The 19,826-nt window shown below is 60.9% G+C and carries 17 protein-coding genes and 4 pseudogenes; 7 read left to right on the top strand and 14 right to left on the bottom strand.

Going from position 1 to position 19,826, the window contains the following annotated elements; genetic code table 11:
- The first annotated feature begins 179 nt into the window (after positions 1–179).
- The gene (locus tag VOI29_RS11320; RefSeq protein WP_323778798.1) at positions 180–371 is read left to right on the top strand and encodes a helix-turn-helix transcriptional regulator; all 192 of its coding nucleotides are present in this window, start codon (positions 180–182) and stop codon (positions 369–371) included.
- A 265-nt stretch (positions 372–636) separates the two neighbouring features.
- Here the strand turns inward: VOI29_RS11320 and VOI29_RS11315 are convergent, their stop codons facing one another.
- The 11 genes from VOI29_RS11315 to VOI29_RS11265 all read right to left on the bottom strand — a co-directional run bounded on the left by VOI29_RS11315 (position 637) and on the right by VOI29_RS11265 (position 11,281).
- The gene (locus tag VOI29_RS11315; protein ID WP_222505887.1) at positions 637–1,539 is read right to left on the bottom strand and encodes a LysR substrate-binding domain-containing protein; all 903 of its coding nucleotides are present in this window, start codon (positions 1,537–1,539) and stop codon (positions 637–639) included.
- A gap of 31 nt (positions 1,540–1,570) precedes the next feature.
- Complete coding sequence (locus VOI29_RS11310) at positions 1,571–2,860, bottom strand: amidase (protein ID WP_261399023.1); 1,290 nt, start codon at positions 2,858–2,860, stop codon at positions 1,571–1,573.
- Positions 2,857–4,035 carry a DUF1116 domain-containing protein gene (locus VOI29_RS11305; protein WP_222505885.1) on the bottom strand — a complete coding sequence of 393 codons (1,179 nt, stop codon included), beginning with the start codon at positions 4,033–4,035 and terminating at the stop codon, positions 2,857–2,859. Before VOI29_RS11305 ends, VOI29_RS11310 begins: the two co-directional genes overlap by 4 nt.
- A 20-nt stretch (positions 4,036–4,055) precedes the next feature.
- Positions 4,056–4,661 carry a hypothetical protein gene (locus VOI29_RS11300; protein ID WP_222505884.1) on the bottom strand — a complete coding sequence of 202 codons (606 nt, stop codon included), beginning with the start codon at positions 4,659–4,661 and terminating at the stop codon, positions 4,056–4,058.
- A 23-nt stretch (positions 4,662–4,684) separates the two neighbouring features.
- Positions 4,685–5,575, bottom strand: a complete 891-nt coding sequence (locus VOI29_RS11295; RefSeq protein ID WP_323778793.1) for an NAD(P)-dependent oxidoreductase — start codon at positions 5,573–5,575, stop codon at positions 4,685–4,687.
- A 10-nt stretch (positions 5,576–5,585) separates the two neighbouring features.
- Complete coding sequence (locus VOI29_RS11290) at positions 5,586–6,539, bottom strand: PDR/VanB family oxidoreductase (RefSeq protein WP_222505882.1); 954 nt, start codon at positions 6,537–6,539, stop codon at positions 5,586–5,588.
- A gap of 17 nt (positions 6,540–6,556) precedes the next feature.
- Complete coding sequence (locus VOI29_RS11285; RefSeq protein ID WP_222505881.1) at positions 6,557–7,756, bottom strand: aromatic ring-hydroxylating oxygenase subunit alpha; 1,200 nt, start codon at positions 7,754–7,756, stop codon at positions 6,557–6,559.
- A 190-nt stretch (positions 7,757–7,946) separates the two neighbouring features.
- Positions 7,947–8,357 carry a VOC family protein gene (locus VOI29_RS11280; RefSeq protein ID WP_222505880.1) on the bottom strand — a complete coding sequence of 137 codons (411 nt, stop codon included), beginning with the start codon at positions 8,355–8,357 and terminating at the stop codon, positions 7,947–7,949.
- An 11-nt stretch (positions 8,358–8,368) separates the two neighbouring features.
- Positions 8,369–9,673: a TRAP transporter large permease subunit gene (locus VOI29_RS11275; protein ID WP_323778791.1), complete on the bottom strand. Its 1,305-nt coding sequence runs from the start codon at positions 9,671–9,673 to the stop codon at positions 8,369–8,371.
- Between the two features lie 13 nt (positions 9,674–9,686).
- Complete coding sequence (locus VOI29_RS11270; protein WP_323778790.1) at positions 9,687–10,277, bottom strand: TRAP transporter small permease; 591 nt, start codon at positions 10,275–10,277, stop codon at positions 9,687–9,689.
- Complete coding sequence (locus tag VOI29_RS11265; protein ID WP_323778788.1) at positions 10,277–11,281, bottom strand: TRAP transporter substrate-binding protein; 1,005 nt, start codon at positions 11,279–11,281, stop codon at positions 10,277–10,279. Before VOI29_RS11265 ends, VOI29_RS11270 begins: the two co-directional genes overlap by 1 nt.
- Before the next feature lie 422 nt (positions 11,282–11,703).
- Here VOI29_RS11265 and VOI29_RS11260 point away from each other — a divergent pair.
- Positions 11,704–12,084, top strand: a pseudogene (locus VOI29_RS11260) (IS110 family transposase); the annotation flags it as partial.
- A 31-nt stretch (positions 12,085–12,115) separates the two neighbouring features.
- Positions 12,116–12,826: pseudogene (locus VOI29_RS11255) on the top strand (ABC transporter ATP-binding protein); the annotation flags it as partial.
- A gap of 20 nt (positions 12,827–12,846) precedes the next feature.
- Here the strand turns inward: VOI29_RS11255 and VOI29_RS11250 are convergent.
- The 3 genes from VOI29_RS11250 to VOI29_RS11240 form a co-directional block, all read right to left on the bottom strand.
- Entirely contained in the window at positions 12,847–14,022 is a 1,176-nt protein-coding gene (locus VOI29_RS11250; RefSeq protein ID WP_222505875.1) for a 2Fe-2S iron-sulfur cluster-binding protein, read from the bottom strand.
- 1 nt (position 14,023) lies between these two features.
- Positions 14,024–15,064, bottom strand: a complete 1,041-nt coding sequence (locus VOI29_RS11245; protein WP_222505874.1) for an aromatic ring-hydroxylating dioxygenase subunit alpha — start codon at positions 15,062–15,064, stop codon at positions 14,024–14,026.
- 91 nt (positions 15,065–15,155) lie between these two features.
- Positions 15,156–16,073 (bottom strand): LysR substrate-binding domain-containing protein, encoded by a 918-nt coding sequence (locus VOI29_RS11240; protein WP_323778784.1) that lies wholly within the window; start codon positions 16,071–16,073, stop codon positions 15,156–15,158.
- A 348-nt stretch (positions 16,074–16,421) separates the two neighbouring features.
- Between VOI29_RS11240 and VOI29_RS11235 the strand changes: the two are divergent.
- From VOI29_RS11235 to VOI29_RS11220, 4 genes and pseudogenes are all read left to right on the top strand, one after another.
- Positions 16,422–17,423 (top strand): annotated as a pseudogene (locus tag VOI29_RS11235) (ABC transporter substrate-binding protein).
- 66 nt (positions 17,424–17,489) lie between these two features.
- Positions 17,490–18,461 (top strand): annotated as a pseudogene (locus VOI29_RS11230) (FAD-binding protein).
- Positions 18,452–19,225: an FAD-binding oxidoreductase gene (locus VOI29_RS11225; RefSeq protein WP_323778799.1), complete on the top strand. Its 774-nt coding sequence runs from the start codon at positions 18,452–18,454 to the stop codon at positions 19,223–19,225. Before VOI29_RS11230 ends, VOI29_RS11225 begins: the two are co-directional and overlap by 10 nt.
- A 14-nt stretch (positions 19,226–19,239) precedes the next feature.
- The gene (locus VOI29_RS11220; RefSeq protein WP_323778782.1) at positions 19,240–19,782 is read left to right on the top strand and encodes an aminotransferase class I/II-fold pyridoxal phosphate-dependent enzyme; all 543 of its coding nucleotides are present in this window, start codon (positions 19,240–19,242) and stop codon (positions 19,780–19,782) included.
- The last annotated feature ends 44 nt before the right edge of the window (positions 19,783–19,826 follow it).

The raw sequence follows: 19,826 nt of genomic DNA, 5'->3' as shown, positions 1-19,826 counted from the left end.
CCTGGGGCCTTTGCGCCACAAGGGGTGGGTCAAATTCAAACGCTGAAACCGGGTCAGTTTTGAACGCTCATTGACACATCTGGCAGGAGATCAACAGCACGGGGGAGGCGACCGATAGCTCCCGTTCGGATCAGCACTCCAGCTTGAACAAATTCCTGGAGGAATTCGCGCCAGCTCAGTTGACCGATCGGGAAACAGAGGTGGGCAATCTGCTAATTAAGGGTTTCAACTCCAAGGAAATCTCCAAGTTTCTCGGTATCTCTGACGGAACGGTGCGCAACCACACAAAGAAGGTCTATGCGAAACTTCAGGTCCGCTCTCAGGCCGAACTGTGCGGTTTGTTCATCGAACAGGCACTCACCATAAAGTGATGCCGTGTATTCCCCCAACCCTGAACTGTTGGGCACGCTCGACCATGCTCCCGAGCATACCGTACGGCTTTGCGGCAGATCTCTGTAACCGGTGTTCCTTGCTCGCCCTGCTCCAAAATGAAGCTTTCTGCGCCTCCGTGAACCTCAATGCTTTCCTGTGATTCCGCTCCTCTCCCAGCCATGAAAACTTAGCAGAAAACTCCAGCTTCGAACGACCAAGTTTTCAGGGGGAAGAGCACGCTTAAGTCCTGTTTTGCTTCTCTTTTCACGTTTCAACTTGGGATGCCGTGCTCTTGGAACCTTCCTCGAGCAACCAATTAATTACGTTCTGAGTGCGCTTATCATGTTGGCGATTTAATGGCCAAACTAGTGAGTAAGAGTAGCCAGACAGGAAATGGCTGAAAGGCCTGATCAGTGTCCCGTTAGCAATCAAACCAGCCAGAAGGTGTGGATCACTCAGCATGATTCCCTGTCCGGCCAGCACATGCTGCAGCCTTACATTGGTGTCGTCGACCCGCAGCGAACCCGCCGGCTTAAGATTCGGCACCCCCGCCTTTTCCAGCCAAGCGGACCAATTGGTATGGTTATCCTCATGCAGCAACACGAAGCGTTCCAGGTCGGCCGGGTTGCTGGGGATTCCCTGTTTTTCGGCCAAGCTTCGGCTCATCACCGGCGTTAGCATCCCGTCGAGCAGGCGATGTACATGCAGGTCCGAGACGTCCTCGCGACTCCAGATTACTGCAAGATCTACGAGCGCCAGTTCTGAATGATCGATCTGCGCCTTGTGGATCAGGTTCAATTCCAGGTTGGGGTGCCGGGCCCAAAGCCCGCTCAGCCGAGGGGCCAGCCAGAAACTGGAAAAGAATGGGCGGCACATTAGATTGACGCTTTTCCTGCTGTGCATCGCGCGCATCTGTTTGGCGGCACGGGAGATGTCCTGGAAGGGCAAATCCAGCCGTTCAAACAGGAACCGGCCTTCGTCGGTCAGTTTCAGTTTCCCAGCCTCGCGCTGAAACAGGTGCATGCCGAAGTACTCTTCCAGCTGCCGCATTTGGTGGCTGACGGCGGAGGCCGACACGTTCAATTCGGCACCTGCCTTGGTGAAATTCAGATACCTTGCGGCCACCACGAATGTCCGCAATGCGTTGAGATGAGGAATATTGCTCAAAGACACTTTCACCCATTCTGATTACCGGCCTCTAACCGCATAGATCGCCCGGGCTGCTCAGTAAAGCGATCTGCTCTGCCGCAGCGAACAATGCCGCATCTCCGAACCGCCTACCAATCAGCTGGACGCCAAGCGGACGTCCGTTTGCACAAAGCCCAGCGGGGAGGCTGATTACCGGGAGCCCCAGTGCCTGCCAAGGGCGGCTCATATGGGGCGCGCCGGTTGCTGCCAGCCCTTCAGGCGCACTGCCTGGCGCAGCCGGGGCGAGGAACAGTGCGCTGGCAGGGCGCAACCGTTCGAGAGAAGCAGACAGGCGGGTGATTTCTTCCAGCGCAGCGGCATGAGCGGCCAGGGAAATTCCTCGGCCGCATGCCGCAAGATCCGCAAACTCCGGACTGACCGCCTTAGGCTGGTTTGCCTCCCAGGCCATGTTACGGGCCGCCTCGAAGGCCATGACCGCGCCATGCAGCTCCACCAGCCGCGCCAGGGCGCCGCCATCGTCAAAAGGCACGATCAGGGCGCCAGCCCGGCGTAGCCGTTTGGCCAGAGCCTCCACCGCGGACACCATCTCATCGCTCACCGGACCCATTGCCGTGCCCGGAACCTGCAGCAGGGTCAAATCCCGCAGGTCCAAGGGCCGTGACGGCTTCAGCCCTGCCGCACCGGTCAGCACATCAGAAACTTCCGCAAGCATTCCGGGATCGGCAGCCAGCAGGCCAAGGCTGTCAAAGCTCGGGGCCAACGGCTGTACGCCGCGCAGAGCCATCAACCCACGCGTGGCAACATAGCCATAGACACCACAGTAGGACGCGGGCCGGATCACCGATGCCGCGGTCTGCGACCCCAGCGCAACGGGGACCATTCCATCGGCCACAGCCGCCGCTGAGCCGCTGGAGGAGCCGCCCGGCGTGCAGTTCAGATCGTGAGGGTTGGCTGTCTTGCCAGGTGAAAAATAGGCAAATTCCGTTGTGACCGTTTTGCCCAGAACCAGAGCGCCCGCAGCCCGCAGGCTGGAGACGCATGCCGCGTCATCGGAAGGCTGGCGTGTCCTGTGCAGGGCTGAGCCCAGCCCGGTTGGTGCATCGGCAGTGTCGATGATGTCCTTAACGGCGACGGGTAGTCCGCACAGCGGCGTCTGCCGCAGCCAATCCGCATTGTCCCGCAGCCAGGCATGGCATTCATCACGAGGGCGCAGCCATTGCCAGGCACCGACCGCTTCCTCCCGCTGCGTTATGCGTTCATGGCAGAGATCGACGATTTCATGTGCATCCACGTCGCCGTTGCGAAGCCGCGACAATACCCCTTTCAAGACTGTGCTCATATTGCGGTCAGCCCATCTGAGAAAGCGCTGCCGTCGACTGTGGCGCAGCCGCCGCCGATCCTGCCGGCCTGCCCCAGCGTGTCGATCATGCCCAGCAGCACCATAGGTCCAGTATCCGCCTTTGCGGCGCGCTGCGCATCTGTAACCGCAGCGCGCCCAAAAAGATCCAGGCGCCCAGTCAGCAGCTTGGCAGGCCGTATTGCAAAATCTGCAGGCAGAAGATCCGTCAGCGCATCACGCAGTTGCGGCACCGCGCCAAGAGCCTGACCACCAAGCCCCATGAAGTCGACCAGCGCACTATCGCCCAGTGCAGGACAGGCGCTTCGCCCGCCGTAGACCGGTTCCACCCGACCACGGATTACCGGCGCAGGCGAGGTAATCCATCGCCCGGGCTGACCGGCCAGCTGATAGCCGAAATGGCGCCCATTACCTCCGGCGCGGGTCACAAGCGTTGCCCCGGCTTCGCCCTCAGCAGCAGCCCCGAGCAGGCCACACATCGCCATCCAGACATTCAGAGCAAAGGCGGGCGAGGCCTCAAGAAATGACAGGACCGGCGCATCAGACACCTGCGCCCCACCCGCGTCCCGAAGCTGAGCGACCAGTATTTCCGAAGCGGCAACCGTGCGCGAATGGCAATCATCCCCGGCGGCCAGTGCTGCACGGAGCACAGGCCCCAGGCTCATCGGGTGGCCTAAACGCCCCGCCAGCCAGTCGGCCACCGGCCCGTTCAGCCATTGCAAATGTGCCGGAAGGTTCTGGTGCCGAATGCCCAGGCGGGTACACAGGGCCATGCCTTCGTTCACCGGGCTCATGCGGCGAAGCGCGGAATGCCGTGCATCTGATACGACCAGCAAAGCGGTGGACGGTCCGGAAATCCCAGCCAGAGGCACCAGAATCCCGTGATCCTGCGCCGGGGCTAGCCGGATTTCCCCGGCCCGCAAAAGGCGTTCGGCGCCAGCCTCATCCGCGGCCCAGTCCTCGGCCAGCACCGCCATCAGACAGGAGTTCTGCACCGGGTGCGGCATTGCCTCAAAACTCTCGAAAGGCGGTCCGGCGTGCAGTAGTACGCGGTCGGACAACCCCGGAAGCTCCCCCTGCCGGACTAGGCCCGAAAGCTGCGGGTCGAGGGCGGCGATCCGGGCGAATGCACGGGCATTGGCGGTTTCTTCGGTCACATCAAGCTCCTATTCCGGTTTCACACCTGGATCCAGCTTTCGCTGTGGGCGAGCGCCGCGGATTGCGCCCGGCGGTCAAAGAAATCGCGCTCCACCGTTTGTCCGGGCAAGGCTGTCCCGTCGACAATGACCGAGGCGGAGGTGGCGGGCTGGAAAACGCTAAACATCTCATGCTGTCCGGTCTGGCTGTCCTGCGGCGGCTGAGCCACGGCGAACATCTCGCCCAGGCCGGACCAGCGCATTTCCACGCGCCGGCCGCCGAAATCTGCGATCTCTGACACATGCGCGGGGTAATCCGCGGCGGCGGAGAATCTGGCGCCGTCAATGATTTGCAGATCATCCAGAGCCTGGGCCGCGGGACGGAAGAGGCCGAATTTCCGCACAAAACCATCAATCAGGTAGCGCGCAAGCGGTGCGTTGTCGGTCACGCACAGGCGGCAGGCTTCGCCCGGCTCTTGTGCATAGGGATCCTGCAGCACCAAGGTCATATTACCGCGTCCATGCGCCGAGGCGTTGATGCGGAAAAACAGGGCGATCGTGCTCCAATCGCCTCTGGGGTCGGTTTTCAGATAGATCGGGGGGTTGTCGCCGGTCCAGTCGACGGTGCCTTTGCGAACGTATTCCATATCGTGTCCTTTCCTTTGGCCGCTTATGCGTTGGCCAGCCGGGCCTTGTGCGCGGCCCGCATTACGTTGAAATCGGATTCCGGGGCCCAGCCCAGCCGCGCCAGCGCGTGTGCGTTAGACAAGACCGACGCGCGCGGATTTCTTGCGAAATACGCCTCGTCCAGCTGCGCGGGCAGCGCGCCCGTCATCTGCGGGTACCAGTCGAGCGTCGGCTCAGGCCGGGAGCTGTCGTCAGCGCCGATGTAGAAGCTGTCAAAAGCTATGCCCGTCACCTCGACGGCAGCTTTGAAGGCACGCGCAAGATCGCCGACGGTGACATAGTAGAACAGCCAGTTCCGGTCCGGAGCATCCACGAATTCGAGGTAGTCGCCCAGCGTTTCGGGCAGGATGACGGCGAGCGGCCGGATGCAGATCACCTCCAGCTTACCCTTGCGGGCGAAGCTTTCGCCCATGGCTTCGGCCACCTGCTTGCTGACGCCATAGGGGTAGACCGGGCGGTTCTCGTGGCGTTCGGTGATCGGCAGCGCCTGAGCCTGCCAGCCGGGCCGCATTTCCTGCAGGCCGCAGATCGAAATTGATGAACAGAGCACGACCTTAGTCAATCCTGCGTCTTCGGCAGCTTGCAGCACATGCCAGCTGCCCAGTGCGTTGACTCTGATGTAATCCTCGGACGCACAGCCCCAGTCATAGTCTAACCCGGCCAGATGCACTACCGCATCGGCGCCTTCGATGGCCGCACGCAGCGACGCCAGGTTCATCACGTCGGCTTGCACATATTGGACACCCGCGGGCGCGGGATCCTTTGGCGGGGTGAGATCTGCATTAATCACCTCATGGTCCGCGGCGAGACAGGCCACCACATAGCGGCCGACACGCCCCGAACCGCCGGTGACGACGATACGTTTTCTTGTCATGTCCGGTCCTTCAGATATCGAGTTCGATCTCTGTTCCGCACGCGCGGGACACACAGATCATCATGTATGCGCCCTCGGCGCGTTCCTCAGGCGTCAGTACTACGTCACGGTGGTCCGCAGCCCCCCGCAGGATGCGGGTTTCGCAAGTGCCGCACACGCCGTCCTTGCAGGAGGATTCTACTTTCACACCCGCCTGCCGCAGAGTTTCCAGAATGGATTTTTCGGCAGGCACATGCAGGCGCTTCCCGCTTTTGGCGCAGATCACATCAAACGCCTGATCCCCGACCTGCGCTGCCGCCGCCGCTGCAAAGCGTTCAACACGCAGGCTCCAGGGCCGACCTTCGGCTCCCGCCTGCAGCGCATCCAAAAGCCCGGCAGGCCCACAAGCATAGACTGATGCCCCCGCTGGTAGCCCGTTCAGCAGTGCATCGAGATCAAGCGGCCCTTCGGTGCTGTCGAAATGGCATTTCACACGGCTGGGATCGAATTCTGCTAGCCGGTCCGCCAGGGCCAGGCGGCTCGGCGTACGCGCCGCCGCAACCAGACGCCAGTCCAGCCCGCAGGCGGCAGCCTCGCACACCATGGGCAGGATCGGTGTGATCCCGATGCCGCCGGCAATGAACAGCACTGGCCCCTGCGGCGTGAATGGAAAATTGTTACGCGGCCCGCCCGCGCGAAGAACATCGCCTTCGTTCAGGCAATCATGTATGAAGGCTGACCCGCCACGTCCTCTGGCCTCACGCAGAACACCAATGTGATAGGCGCTGCGGTCCGCCGGATCGCCCCAGAGCGAATAGTGCCGGATAAGATCTGCCTGGTCCGGCCCGGCCTGAGACAGAGCCAGCTCAATGTGCGCGCCTGGCGTCCAAGGTGGAAGCGCGCCGCCGTCGGGGCGCTCCAGCGTCAGGCCGAGGATATCCTCGGCCAGCTCTTCGCGCCGAACGATGCGCAGCTCCAACGTCATGTTTGCAGCTCCGTCCATCATTCCGCCACAACTGTGGCCCGCGCCTGTTCAGCCCGGTACTTCCCGACCAACCAAGTCTGCAAGCGCTTGATCACTTCCTCCTCTGGGGCAAGCGGCCCGCGGTTGGCGAAGGAGGAATTATAGCCCGCCTGACAGCTGCGCCACGCATAGATGTCCTCCTCCATGACCGGCCCGAGGTCTTTTACTTCACGATCAAAGTTCTCGTGGAAGTCAGGGCGTGCCAAGGTGCTTTCGGGATACATCCAGCTAACGCCGTACAGCGATTTCTGCGCTCCGACCGGCAGCCACATGAAGTATTTCACCTTGTCAGGCATTGCCACTATCAACAGGTTCGGCGCCACCGTGACATAGCTCAGCTGGCTGCGCTCCTGCTCTGTCAGGCCGGGAATCGGCGGCTGCAGGATGGATTTGGTGTGGGTCGGCGCGGCATCCACATGGGTACTGCACAAGTTGTAGGAGGTGATGCCCTTTTCGACATCATTGAACTCAACCTGTTCATCCAGCGTCTCGCCGCGGTCAAGCGCATACATGTCGCCCCAGGAATTGGAGTGCAGATACATGCAGTGGTAGCATTCATCGTTGAAGATCTTCCAGTTCCAGTCGAACTCTTCGAATTTCAGCGGCTCCGGCGCGCGCAGCTCCGCCATGCGGTAGTTCTCCAGCTGACGGCCCAGCTTGCCCAGGCGGTCTGACACCGGCGGCAAGGACTCGTCATAGGTGACGAATATGAAACCTTCCCAGATTTCGGTGCGTAGCTTGGGTAGGCAGATGTCCGAGAGATCGCGTGCATTTTCGCCGTCGGTGAGCCCCGGTGCAGCAATCAGCTTGCCGCTCAGGTCATAGGTCCAGGCATGCAGTGGGCATCGCAGGCGGCGCAAACTTCCGCTGCCTTCGGCCAGGATCATGCCGCGGTGCTGGCAGACATTCGCAAGCACATTGACCCCGCCATCACGGTTGCGTAGCACGATCATCGGATCCTTACCGACTTGGATGGTGTAGTAGTCGCCAGCCTTCGGGATGTCGCTGGCATGTCCCACGCAGAACCATTCATGCCCCCAGACGGCATTCATCTCGAAATCGAAAAATTCTTCGGAGGAAAACGTCTCAGACGGGAGAGCGATAACCTCCGCAGCCTCAAGCGTGCTGGCGTCGAAAGTTTCGATTGCAACTGGCGATTTGCGTAATTGTTTTGTCATTCCCTGGCATCCTTCAAAGCGAAGCGGGCAAATAGCCCATGATCTACAGCCAGTTTAGCCGAGCCCGGATGCTTTAAGGAAACACAGGTTTCTCATTGCATGTTGAGAAATACTCAACATATATCAGACTTTTTCAGCATAAAAAACGGGCGCATTGAGCGCCCGAATTGTGAATCCTGCTTGCCGATGCCTACAGAGGCTCAACCAGCTCGACAAGGTGGCCATCGGGATCCAGAACAAAACCGATCATCCTGGAACCATGGGCCATTTTTTTCGCTGGGGTGCGGATCGGCACCCCTTGGGAGGCAAGATACTCCATGGCCACGGGCAGGTCCGGCACGGCCAGCGCAAGATGGCCCCAAGCGTCGCCCGGTTCGTAATCAGCTTTCCGGTCCCAGTTCCAGGTCAGTTCCACCGCAGCAGACTCGCCATCGAATGCCAGGAAGACGTTTGTGAAACGCCCGCCGGGATATTCGGCCTGCCGGATCACAGCCATCCCCAGAACGTCGCGATAGAACTGCAGGGCGTCACCTAGATTACGCACGCGGATCATCACATGATCGAAGGCGAAGCGGGGTTTCTCCGGACTCCTCTCAGTCATTTGGCTCTCCATCAGACAAACTTCGTCAACCACAGCGCGATCTGCGGAAAGACGCTGATCAGGGCGACTCCGAGCACCATAAGCAGAAAGAAGGGGAACGCCGCTGCCGCGATCCTGCCAAGAGGCTTGCCCGTTAGTGACTGCAGGATGAACAGGTTGAAACCGACTGGCGGCGTCATTGTCGCCAGTTCCACCATCAGTACCAAGAAGATGCCGTACCAGACTGGATCAAACCCGGCCTGAATGATCAGCGGCAAAGTGATCGGCAGGGTCATCACGATGATCGAGATCCCATCGAGGAAGGCGCCTAACAGGATATAGAACACGGCCAGCATGAAAAGCAGCGCATAAGGGTGCAGGTTCAGCGACTGGATGAAGCTGACCAGATTTTGCGGGATATGCGCAAAACCGATGGCCGATGACAGCACCGCCGCTGCCACCAGAATCGAACAGACCATGGCCGAGGTCAGCACCGCGCCAGATGCAGAATCGATTAGCATGCGCACCGACAGCTTACCCAGTGCCCCGACCAGAAGGACTGTAGAAAGCACGCCGACCGCGGCGGCCTCAGAAGGAGTGGCAATGCCGCTGTAAATACTGCCAAGGACTATGAAGATCAGCGCGAAAACGGGCACCAGATCCACCAGGCCGCGCAGCATATCCCGCAAGTTTACTCGCCCCGCGTCGCGCGGTGCGAGGGTTCCGTTCAGGCCGCAGCGCAGCATGATATAGGCCGAATAGAGAAAGGCGATCATAAGCCCCGGCAGCAGCCCTGCAATGAACAGTTTGGAAATCGACACTTCGGCCAAGACGCCATAGATGATCATCACAATTGAGGGGGGTATCAGCAGTCCCAGGCTACCTGCACCCGCCAGTGAACCGATGGCCAGACTATCATCATAACGCCGCCGGGACAGAGCGTCAGTAGTGATCCGGCCCACCGTCGCCGTGGTGGCAGAGGTCGATCCGCTGACCGCCGCGAAAAGGGTGCAGCCCAGCACATTGGTATGCAGAAGCCGCCCCGGCAGCCATTGCACCAGCGGCGTAAGCCCCCGGAACAGCCGGTCGGAAAGATCCGCTCTGAAAATAATCTCCCCCATCCAGATGAACAGCGGGATTGCCGAAAGCTCCCAGGCACTGGCGCTGCGCGACGTGACCGTGCGCAGGATCGTCCCAATCTGCGTTATAGGCATGTCGACTACAAGGTAGAGCCCGCCGACTGCCACCATGAGCAGCCCTGCAAACACCCAGACACCCAGACCTACAAGCAGGATGATGAGTCCGAGAAACAGCAGCATGCTAGTGATTACGTCCATTGTATCCTCCGTATCAATCAGCAGGCGCTTCGGCCTTCGGCAGCCCGGTCAGCAGGGTCATCGCCCCAGAAAGCAGCTGCAGAACAAAAATGCTCAACCCCAGCAGCAGCAGGCTTTCCGGGAGCCAGAGCGGGACTTCTGCCATGGTTTCACTAGTGGCGCCGCGCTGGAAATTGCGCAGGACGCTTGTCCAGAACTGGATGATCAGATAGCTGACCAGTCCCGCCGTCAGCAGCAGGCAGGCAATCTGCATTCCCAGCCGCAGAGCGGGGAACTTGACGGTATCGAGCAACAGGGTCACCCGGATAAGCACCTGCTGCGATAGGGCGCGCCCCATAGCCAGAAACGTCATTGCGGCAATGCCGTAGCCGACGAATTCGTCCAGAACATGGGTCGAACTGTCAAACAACGTGCGCAATGTAATTTCGACGATGATATGGCAGCACATCAGCACCATGATAATCATGGCCAGCACCGCTCCGGACAGTGACAGCCGGCACGCCAGCGCATCGAAGCAGCGTGCAGCCTTTTGCGCAAACCCAAGTGCGGCCAGCCCAAAGGGCTGACCATCGCTGCGGGTTTTTACTGAGCCTGTTCGGGACATCAGTTTGAAATCTCCCGACCCATGGCTGTGCTGAAGCTGGACAGTATGCTCTGCCCGGTTTCGCCAGACTTCTCCAGCCATTCAGCGATAACCGGAGCGGCCCGATCCACCAACGCGGCTCGATACGCGGGATCCGGCTCAGCAATCACTGTCATGCCGGCCGCCCTTGCTTCCTCGTAGGCCAGCGAGACCGCCACGTCGACGTTAGCCCAGGCATGATCTTCGGTTTCGTTGGCTGCCTGTTCCAGAATGGCTTTCTGCTCTTCGCTCAACCCGTTCCACACATCGAGATTGATTGTGGCGATGTTGATCGTGCTGTCATAGTTCAGTGCAGCAAAGACCGGGGTGTATTCGTTGAAGCTCGCGCTCAAGCCGGCTTCAATCGATGTAAGGACTCCGTCAATCCCGCCGGCGCTCAGCTGCGGCACGATGTCGGCCCAGCTCAGCTGCACCGGGGCGGCGCCTGCGGCACGGAACACCTTGGTTGAATTGGCGTCATAGCTGCGCATCTTCAACAATTTCAGCGCCTCGAGGCCGGTGATTTCCTTGCGGCTCCAAAGCCCGCTCGGCGCCCAAGGCGACGAATAGAGCAAGCGCTGGTTGTGGCTTTCCAGCAGGGTGTTGAAATGCGGCTCAGCGATCTCGAACAATGCCCGGGCCTCTGCGGAATCCGAGGTGAGGAACGGTAGCGACATCAGCAGGAACAGAGGGTCAATGCCACCTAGCGGAGCAATGAAAGTATTGGCCAAAGGCACGGCACCATCGCCCACCGCATCAAGCTGATCGCGCGACCGGAAACCGATTGCACCTCCGTAGTGGTGAACAATGCTCATCTCTCCGCCGCTCAGCTCTTCCAGCCGGGCCGAAAAGAACGCATCTGTTTCCCCCTGGATCGAAGTAGCCGGATATTCATTCGGCATATCCCAGACGATCGGCTCCGCTATCGCCGCAGTTACGGTAAAGCTAAGTGAGAATGCGCCCACAAGCGCGTTGAACAGTTTCATGAAGACCTCCCTGTCATTGTGTATTCAAGCATTCACGGGCACGTGAAAGGCAGCTTCCACAGTGCGACCACGTGCTCGTAATCGAAGAATATGTCTCCGAAATACTCCTATTCACAGAATGGAGAATTCATACAATGTTGAGGTTTACTCACACCTTCGTCGGATGATTGAGACATCAGGATAATGTGCTGGTGCAAGCGGCGGCGCGAAAGGCAGCAACGGCAACGGCGGGATGACCTGACTACGGGCGGCGTAGAACCTGTTAGTTTTTGCCCTTTTTGATTTCAGGCTGGGCTTGACCATTTTCACCGTAAGACCGTGTGTCATTCTGCGGCTGACCTGTGACAGGTGGTTCGCCCTTCACTGGCGGCTTTCAACGAGGGTTGCTCGGAGAGCAGGGCCTCAAGCCAGGAGGACGAACCATGCAGGAGAATAGCGAACTTTATATCGGATTGGATGTCTCGAAGAACAGCCACGCCGTTGCGGTGGCCGAGAGCAGTCGGAACGGCGAAGTTTGGTCCTATGGGGAGATCGGAGCGGATGCTGCCTCCGTTCGGCGGTTTGTTCGCAAGCTGGATCGTCCGAACGCGCGCCTGCGGTTCTGCTACGAGGCCGGGCCGACCGGCTATGGCCTAATACGGCAGATCGAGGCCCTCGGTCATGTGTGCGCCGTGAACGCGCCGTCGCTGATCCCACGCCGTCCCGGCGAGCGGGTGAAGACGAACCGGCGCGATGCCATGAAACTGGCGCGCCTGTTCCGTCCGGGCGAGCTGACGGAAATCTGGACATCCGACGAGGCGCACTAGGCGATGCGCGATCTGGTGCGTACCCGAGACGTTCGCTGTGGTGGGCGAGAGTGGGTCAGGCAAGTCGACCGCGGCGCGGGTGATCATTGGGCTGCTGCCGCCCGATGCGGGTACGGTCCGTATGGACGGCACCGCCCTGTCCGCCACCAGCCGCCACCGGCCCAAGGCGCTGCAGCGCCGGGTACAGATGATCTACCAGATGGCCGACACCGCGCTGAACCCCAAGCATCGCATCCGCGAACTTCTGGGCCGCCTGCTTGAATTCTTCCTCGGACTGAAGGGCGCCGCCAGAGTGGCCCGCATCCACGAGCTTCTGTCGATGATCGAACTGGACCCCGACAGCTTCATCGACCGCCTGCCCGGCGAATTGGAGGGCGGGCAGAAACAGCGCATCTGCATTGCCCACGCGCTGGCCGACGAGCCGGAATTCATCATCTGCGACGAGGTGACATCGGCGCTCGACCAGATCGTCGCCGCGGGCATCCTGCGGCTTCTGGACCGGCTACAACACGAGATGGGGCTTACCTACCTCTTCATCACCCACGACCTGGCGACCTTGCACTCGATCGCCGACCGGGTGGTGGTGGTGCAGAAAGGGCGGATCGTGGAACAGGGGCCAAAGGACGCCATGTTCACCCCGCCGCACCACCCTTTTATCGCGCTGCTCCTTTCCTCGGTCCCCGAGATGGACCCGGACTGGCTTTTCCACGCCCTGGGGGAGCGGCGCGCGACCTCCTGAGACGGACCGCGCGTTTTCGTTCAGAGATCCAGCACCACCTGGCCCTCGGGTTGGGTGCAGCACATCAGCACCTGCCGTTTCGGCGGGATTTCGAGCGGCTCCTCGATATAGCGCACACGGCCCTCAACCAGCGTCGCGCGGCAGCTGTTGCAGATACCTGCGCGGCAGGAAAACTCCGGCTCCAGCCCGGCCTCTTCGGCCAGTTCCAGCAGGGTTTCCACCTCGCCGCCCCAGGACGCGGTGACGCCTGAGCGGGAAAACACCACCACGGCGGCCCCATCTGCGGCCGCGGGACGGGTTTCGGCTGGCCCCACGGCCGTTTCCGCCACCGCCCAGGCCTCGGGATCGGTCAGATTCACCAGGCTCGCCACCGCGCGGGACGCATGGCTTGCGGCGCGGGACACCGCCACGGGTTTCGAGGCCATCTTCTCGAGCGCGGTCGCCTCGCCAAAGAACTCGTAGGCAATGCGCGACTTATCGATGCCCAGGTCGCGCAGAAGCCGGTACATCGCCACCATGAAGGGCGTCGGGCCGCAGAGATAAACGTCGTAATCATCGAGCGGAAGCAGCGATTGCAGAAGCGCTTTGTCGATCAGCCCCTCGCTGTCGAAGCGCTTTTCCGCCCGATCGCGCGCACTCGGAATCCGGTGCGCCACATGCAGGGCGAACCGTCCGCCCGAGCCTTCGGACAGCGCACGCAACTCGCCGCCGAGGGCCTGCATTTCGCCGTTTTCGCAGGCATGGAAGAGCCAAGCCCGGCGCTTGTCGTGCGCCAGCACCTTGGCCATCGCCAGAAGCGGCGTCACCCCGACGCCACCGGCCAGAAAGAGCACCGGGCGGTCGCTTTCCCGGTCCAGCACGAAGGTCCCGCGCGGCGGCGCGATCTCGATCTCGTCGCCCTCCTGCACCTGGTCGTGCAGCCAACAGGAGCCCACGCCATCCGCCGCGCCGCTGCCCGCGGGCGCGGCTTCGCGCTTGACCGAGATGCGATGGAAATCGTCGCGCTGCACGTCGCCGGACAGCGAATAGGTCTTGAGCACCGAGCGCTCCGCGGTCGGTACCCGCAAGGTCAGGTATTGCCCCGGCTGCGCTTGCCAGAGCGGGCCACCATCCACCGGCGTGAGGTGAAACGAGGTGATCACCGCGCTCTCGGGCACCTTGGCGATGACCCGGAACCTGCGAAAGGCATCCGCCATCTCAGGCCCCCATCTTTTCGTCGACCAGGCGTTCCTCGGCGATCATCGCCTCGAGCTGGCGGCGGAAGCGCAGCTGGCCCGCGTCGATCGACATGTCGATATGCGGCGAGCGTTTCTCGCTCATACCGACCTGCACCTCTTCCAGCACTGCGCGATCCTCCTCGAAGGCGCCGCGCACGTCCTCGGCCATCATCTTCGACAGCTCCTCGTCGTCGGGCCGCACGTTGCGCAGCTGGAACCAGTAGTAGCGGGTTTCCGTTTCGGAGGTCGGCGTCATGAAATTGTAGCTGTCCATCACGAAGGTCTTTTCGTCCAGCGTACCGTCGGGCCCACCGGTGCCCGCGGGCGTGAACACCGCGCGGATCAACGCATGAGCGGGATAGCGCACCTCGTAATGCTGGAGCCGGTCGCAGTTACCCTCGAACTCCACCACCTTCTTGTAGAATGGCGCCGGTTCGTGATCCATCATCCAGCGATGCACGATGACGCCGTTTTCCACCTTGGTCACCCGCAGCGGCGTGTCGCGCGTGGCGGGCGCGGCGAAGGAGCTTTCATGCACCCAGGCGACATGGGTCGGGTCGAGCAGGTTGTCGCACATTAACAGGTAGTTGCATTTCAGCTCCATCGCGTTGCCGGAGTTGATGCCCCAGTCGGGGCTGTCGAAATTCGGGATATCGATGATTTCTTCGGGGTCGGAAATGGCGGCATTGCCCATCCAGATCCAGACTAGCCCGTATTTCTCATGCACCGGATAGGGCCGCACCCGCGCCGCCGAGGGGATTCGCCCGCCACCCGGTGCCCAGACGCATTGGCCGGCGCAATCGAAAGTCAGCCCGTGGTAACCACATTCGACCATATTGCCCTTGATCCGCCCCTTGGACAGCGGCAACTTGCGGTGCGGGCAGGCATCTTCCAGCGCGATGACCTCGTCTTCCTTGGTGCGGAAAACGCAGATATTTTCGCCCAGAACCTGGATCTGCTGGAGATCCCTCGTGACCTCGTGGCTCCAGGCAGCAACATACCATGCATTGCGGAGAAACATTGGCGACCTCATCAGTAGCTTGGTTTTTTCGCAATATGTCTGAACTGCTGGCCAATGACAGGTAATAATCGCCGTCGACTCTTTAGAGGAACTAAACACTCGCCGAGAGCTTGCGCCCCATGGCGGTCACCCAATTCAGGAAGTCGCGCGCATTGGGTTGTTGCAAGGTAGTGTCGCCCCAGCAAACGAAGTAGGCCTCAGGCATGGTAAGGCTGTCGTCCGACAGACGCACTAGCCGACCAAGCTCCAGATCGAAGCTGACGAAGGACCTCTGCGCCAGCACCACACCCTGTCCGCCAACCGCTGCTTCGAGCGCCGAGCTGGACAGTGAATGCACCGCCACCGGCTTGACCCGCACGTCCCCGACGTCGTGCTCGGCGAACCAATCGCTCCACCGCGGAACAGTGGTGTAGGCCGAGCCCCAATCAATGTCGATGAGAGAAAGTCTTGAAAGTCCCTCGGCCGTCCGCGCCTCCGGATGGTTCTCGAGAAACAATGGAGAGCAAACAGGAAAGCACGTGTCCACGAACAATTGTCGGGAATGTGGAAATCGCTGTGCGACCGACCCGTAGGTCAGGCGAAACATCTCTGCGGACATCTCCGCATCCGGCTCTATATGCGTCGCCTCGAGCCGGAGCGGGATTTCTTCCACCCGCGACTGGAAATCGTGCAACAACGGATTGAGCCATTTCAAGAGCAATGTGGGCAATCCCGACACTTTCAGATCGGCGTCCATCTTGGCGCGCTGCACGACGGATTGCGCGGTGCGCAGCCTGTCAAACCCGTCAGTCACCAACCTGTGGTAGGCCTTCGCTTCCGTGGACAGCGCAGCACGTCGTCCATCCTTGTTGATCAGTTTCAACTCCAGATGATCCTCGAGGACCTTAAGCTGTTGGCTGATCGCGCCGGAGGTGACGCCAAGCTCCTGCGCGGCGCTGCTCACCGACCCAAGCCGCCCAAAGGCCTCGAAAGCCTGTAGTGCGCGTAAAGGGGGTAGAAAAGACTTCACGATGACCTTCCCGGCATAGAGCCGACTTGGTTTAGCTCACCTGAACAATGCGACAGAAATTCTGCGTTGCCGCAACATTATGTCACCACATAACATATTATGAGCAGACATATCAACGGGCGTTGGTCTACCTACCATCACGGCAGGAAGAGAAACATGAGCCATTCCACCAACCGACGCACAGTTCTTCAAGGTGCAGCTGCAATCGGTACGCTTGGCATGTTGGAGCTCTCTGGACAGCCAAAAGTTGTGCAGTCCGCGCCGTAAAAGGGCGGAACCTTCCGGCTGGCGATCAACGATTTCGACAGCGGCGAAACGTTGGACCCGCGGGTGAACGAAAGCAAGATCATGCAGAACCTGCAATACCAGATCCGCAATGCGCTGATCGAGGTCGGTCCTGGCGGCGTACTGCTTCCGGAGCTGGCGACGGAATGGACGGGCAATGCGGATTCGACCGTCTGGACTTTCAAGTTGCGCGAAGGCGTGGAGTTCCACAACGGCCAGCCCTTCGGCGCCGAAGACGTAGTGTTTTCATTGAACCTCCACCGGGGCGAGAACACGACTTCGGTCAACAAGTCGCTGATGACCGAAGTGGCCGACATACAGGCCAGCAGCCCGCACGAAATCACCGTCACCCTGTCGGCGCCGAACTCTGGCTTCCCCGCAGTTCTGTCGATGAATCCGATGGTCATCGTGCCCGTCGTCACAAGCGATTTCGACGCCGGGATCGGCACCGGCGGCTATGTGCCGGAAAGCTACGAGCCGGGCGTGAAATCGCGGGTCACTCGGAACCCGAATTACTGGAAGGAAGACCGCGGCCATTTCGACGCAGTCGAGATGTTGGCGACCTGCGATGTGAACGCGTGCACCACCGCACCGCGCACCGAAAGACCGACGCAATGAACGCAGTCGATGCCACTACCGCACAGCTGATTAAGTCAATGCCGGGCATCGACCTGGTTCAGGTACAGAGCAAGATGCATTACTGAATTCAGTATGGACACGGCAATGGCGCCCTATGCCGACAACGACGTGCGCACAGCAATGAAGCTGTCAATCGACCGCGAGGATATCGTGAACAAGATCCTTGGCGGCTTCGGGTCGATGGCCAATGACCAACCTGTTTCGAATGCCTATGCCAACCACAATCCTGAGTTACCGCAGCAGGCCTACGACCCCCGAAAAAGCCCGCGCGCTGATCAAGAAGGCGGGCACCGAATGCCACAAGCTCCGTCTGCATGTCTCGGAAACGCCCTTTGCGGGCGCGATGGATGCGGCGCAACTTTTCAGCCAGCACGCGGCGGCGGGCTTAAAAACGTGGTCGTGCGCGTGTCCAAGGATGGCTTATAGTCAAACATCTGGGGCAAGACGCCGTTCTTCGCTTCGCGCTGGTCAGGCCGGGCCAACGAGGACCTGATGTTGACCTTAGCCTATTCGCGCGCCAGCCTTGGGAGCTGGAATGCGACTAAGTGGGACAACGAGGCCTTCAACACCGTGCTGCTCGATGCGCGCGGAGATCAGGACCAGACCAGTCGTAAGGAGCTTTACTGGGAATGCCAGCGCTTGGTGCACTCGGATGGCGGCCTAATTGCGCCGGTCTGGGCGGACAAACTGGATGCCAAGTCCAGCAAGGTCTCGACCGGCGAAGAGGTAGCCGGGGACTGGGATCTGGACGCAACCGCGCCGCGGAACGCCGATGGTTCAACGCGTAATCCCCTCGAGGGGGCCGGATCTCCCCCGATCCGCCGCAACATTTTGCGAGGCTACATGACCCAGCAGACTCGCCCGCTTGACGCGGTGTTTTCCGCGCTTGTACCCATCTTCGGCGACCGGCTGTCGACGGCGCAGGTAGTGTGCGATCAGCATACGGCAGAAGAAAGCTGGCTGTCGCCCGCCGCGCCCGATGCCGTGGTCATGGCCCAAAGCACCGAAAAGGTGGCCGAGATCCTACGTCTTTGCCACACGCATGGCGTGCCGGTAGTGCCCTTCGGCGCTGGATCGTCGATCGAGGGGCAAGTGAACGCGCCCGAGGGCGACATCAACCTCGACCTCTCGAGCATGGACAGGGCCCTGGCCGTGCATCCTGAAGATATGGATTGCACTGTTCAATGCGGCGTCACCCGGTAGCGGCTGAACGAGGACCTTCGTACCTCGTGCCTATTTTTCCCAGTCGACCTTGGGGCACATGCCACGCTGGGCGGTATGGCCGCGACCCGCGCCTCGAACACTACGACCGTCCGCTACGGCTCGATGCGCGAGTTGGTACTAGGCCTGACCGTGGTGCTGCCTTATGGCCGTATCGTCAATACCGGCGGTCGAGCGCGGAAATCGTCGGCAGGCTATGACCTGACACATCTTTTGTCGGCACCGAGGGCACGCTGGGCCTGATCACGGAGCTCACCCTGCGGCTGGCGGGCATTCCCGAGGCCACCAGCACCCTGATGTGCAGCTTCAACGATATCGGCGTGGCCACGGCTGCGGTGATGAAGGCGCTGCAATTCGGGTTGTGCCTGAACCGGATCGAACTGGCCGACGCGATGCAGATGGCGGCGATCAATGCCCATGGCGGTATCGACCTGCTCGAGGCACCGACGCTCTGGATCGAATTGGCCGGATCGGCAGCCACCGTGGCGGATGATGCCAAGGTGCTTCGCGACCTGGTGCGGAACGCGGACGCGGGCCGGATCGAGGCGGCCCGCAACGCCGAGGACGCCGCCGCGCTGTGGCGAATCCGCCATTCCGCGCTTTATGCCGCCCGAGCGCTGCGCCCGGGGATCAAGGGTATTTCCACAGATGTCTGCGTGCGGGTCTCGGCTCTGCCCACCTGCATCGAAGGCATTCGCTCGGTGGTCAGGACGACCGCGATCCAGGCGCCGTTGATGGGCCATGTGGGCGACGGAAATTTCCACATAGTGCTGCTCTTCCACCCAGAAGACCCGACAGAGAGCGCCGAGGCGCAGAAGATCACTTCGGCAATGATCGACCTCACCCTGTCGCTTGGCGGCACCTCGACCGGTGAACATGGCGTCGGGCTGGGCAAGAAAGCCTACATGGAGGTCGAGCATGGCCCGGCGCTCGACCTGATGTGCGATTCAAAGCGCTGCATCGGCCCGGCCAATATCATGAACTCCGGCAAGATCTTCGATCTGTGATGATAGGAGCCGTCATGAAACCCGACCTGATCCGACCCGAAATCGCGACTCTGCCGACCTACAATGCCGGGCTGGCGCTCGAACGGTTGCGCGCCCGCTATGGGACCGATTACCTCGCCAAGCTCGACAGCAACGAAAACCCCGTGGGTCCCTGCCCCGGCGCGGTCGAAGCGATCCGCGCCGCGGCGGCGGGTATGGCGCGCTACCCGGATGCGGGTAATGCCTCGCTGCGCGAAGATCTGGCCGCCGCGACGGGGGCACCGGCCGACCGGATCATTGTCGGCAACGGGTCCGTGGGCCTGATCGGCGCGCTCTTCCGCACCGTGTTGCGGCCTGGTGATCACGTGGTCACGATCTATCCCAGCTCCGGGTTGCACGAGTTCGGCGCGCAGGCTTGCAGAGCGCATGTTACCAAGGTGCCGTTTGGGCCCGACTGGTCGTTTTCTCTGGACAGGCTGGCAAGGGTGATGGCAGATGAAGCCCCGCGCGTACTGGTCTTTTCCTCACCTCGTCTTGTCATGCGGGCTTTGCGCACCTGTATCCGTTCAGGTCGATAGAAAAGACGGGGGCGATCACACTGCTTTTCGGTCCTTGCACGACC

Source organism: Leisingera sp., from assembly GCF_034669605.1.
Lineage (GTDB): Bacteria > Pseudomonadota > Alphaproteobacteria > Rhodobacterales > Rhodobacteraceae > Leisingera.
This window is presented reverse-complemented; position numbering and strand designations above follow the sequence as displayed.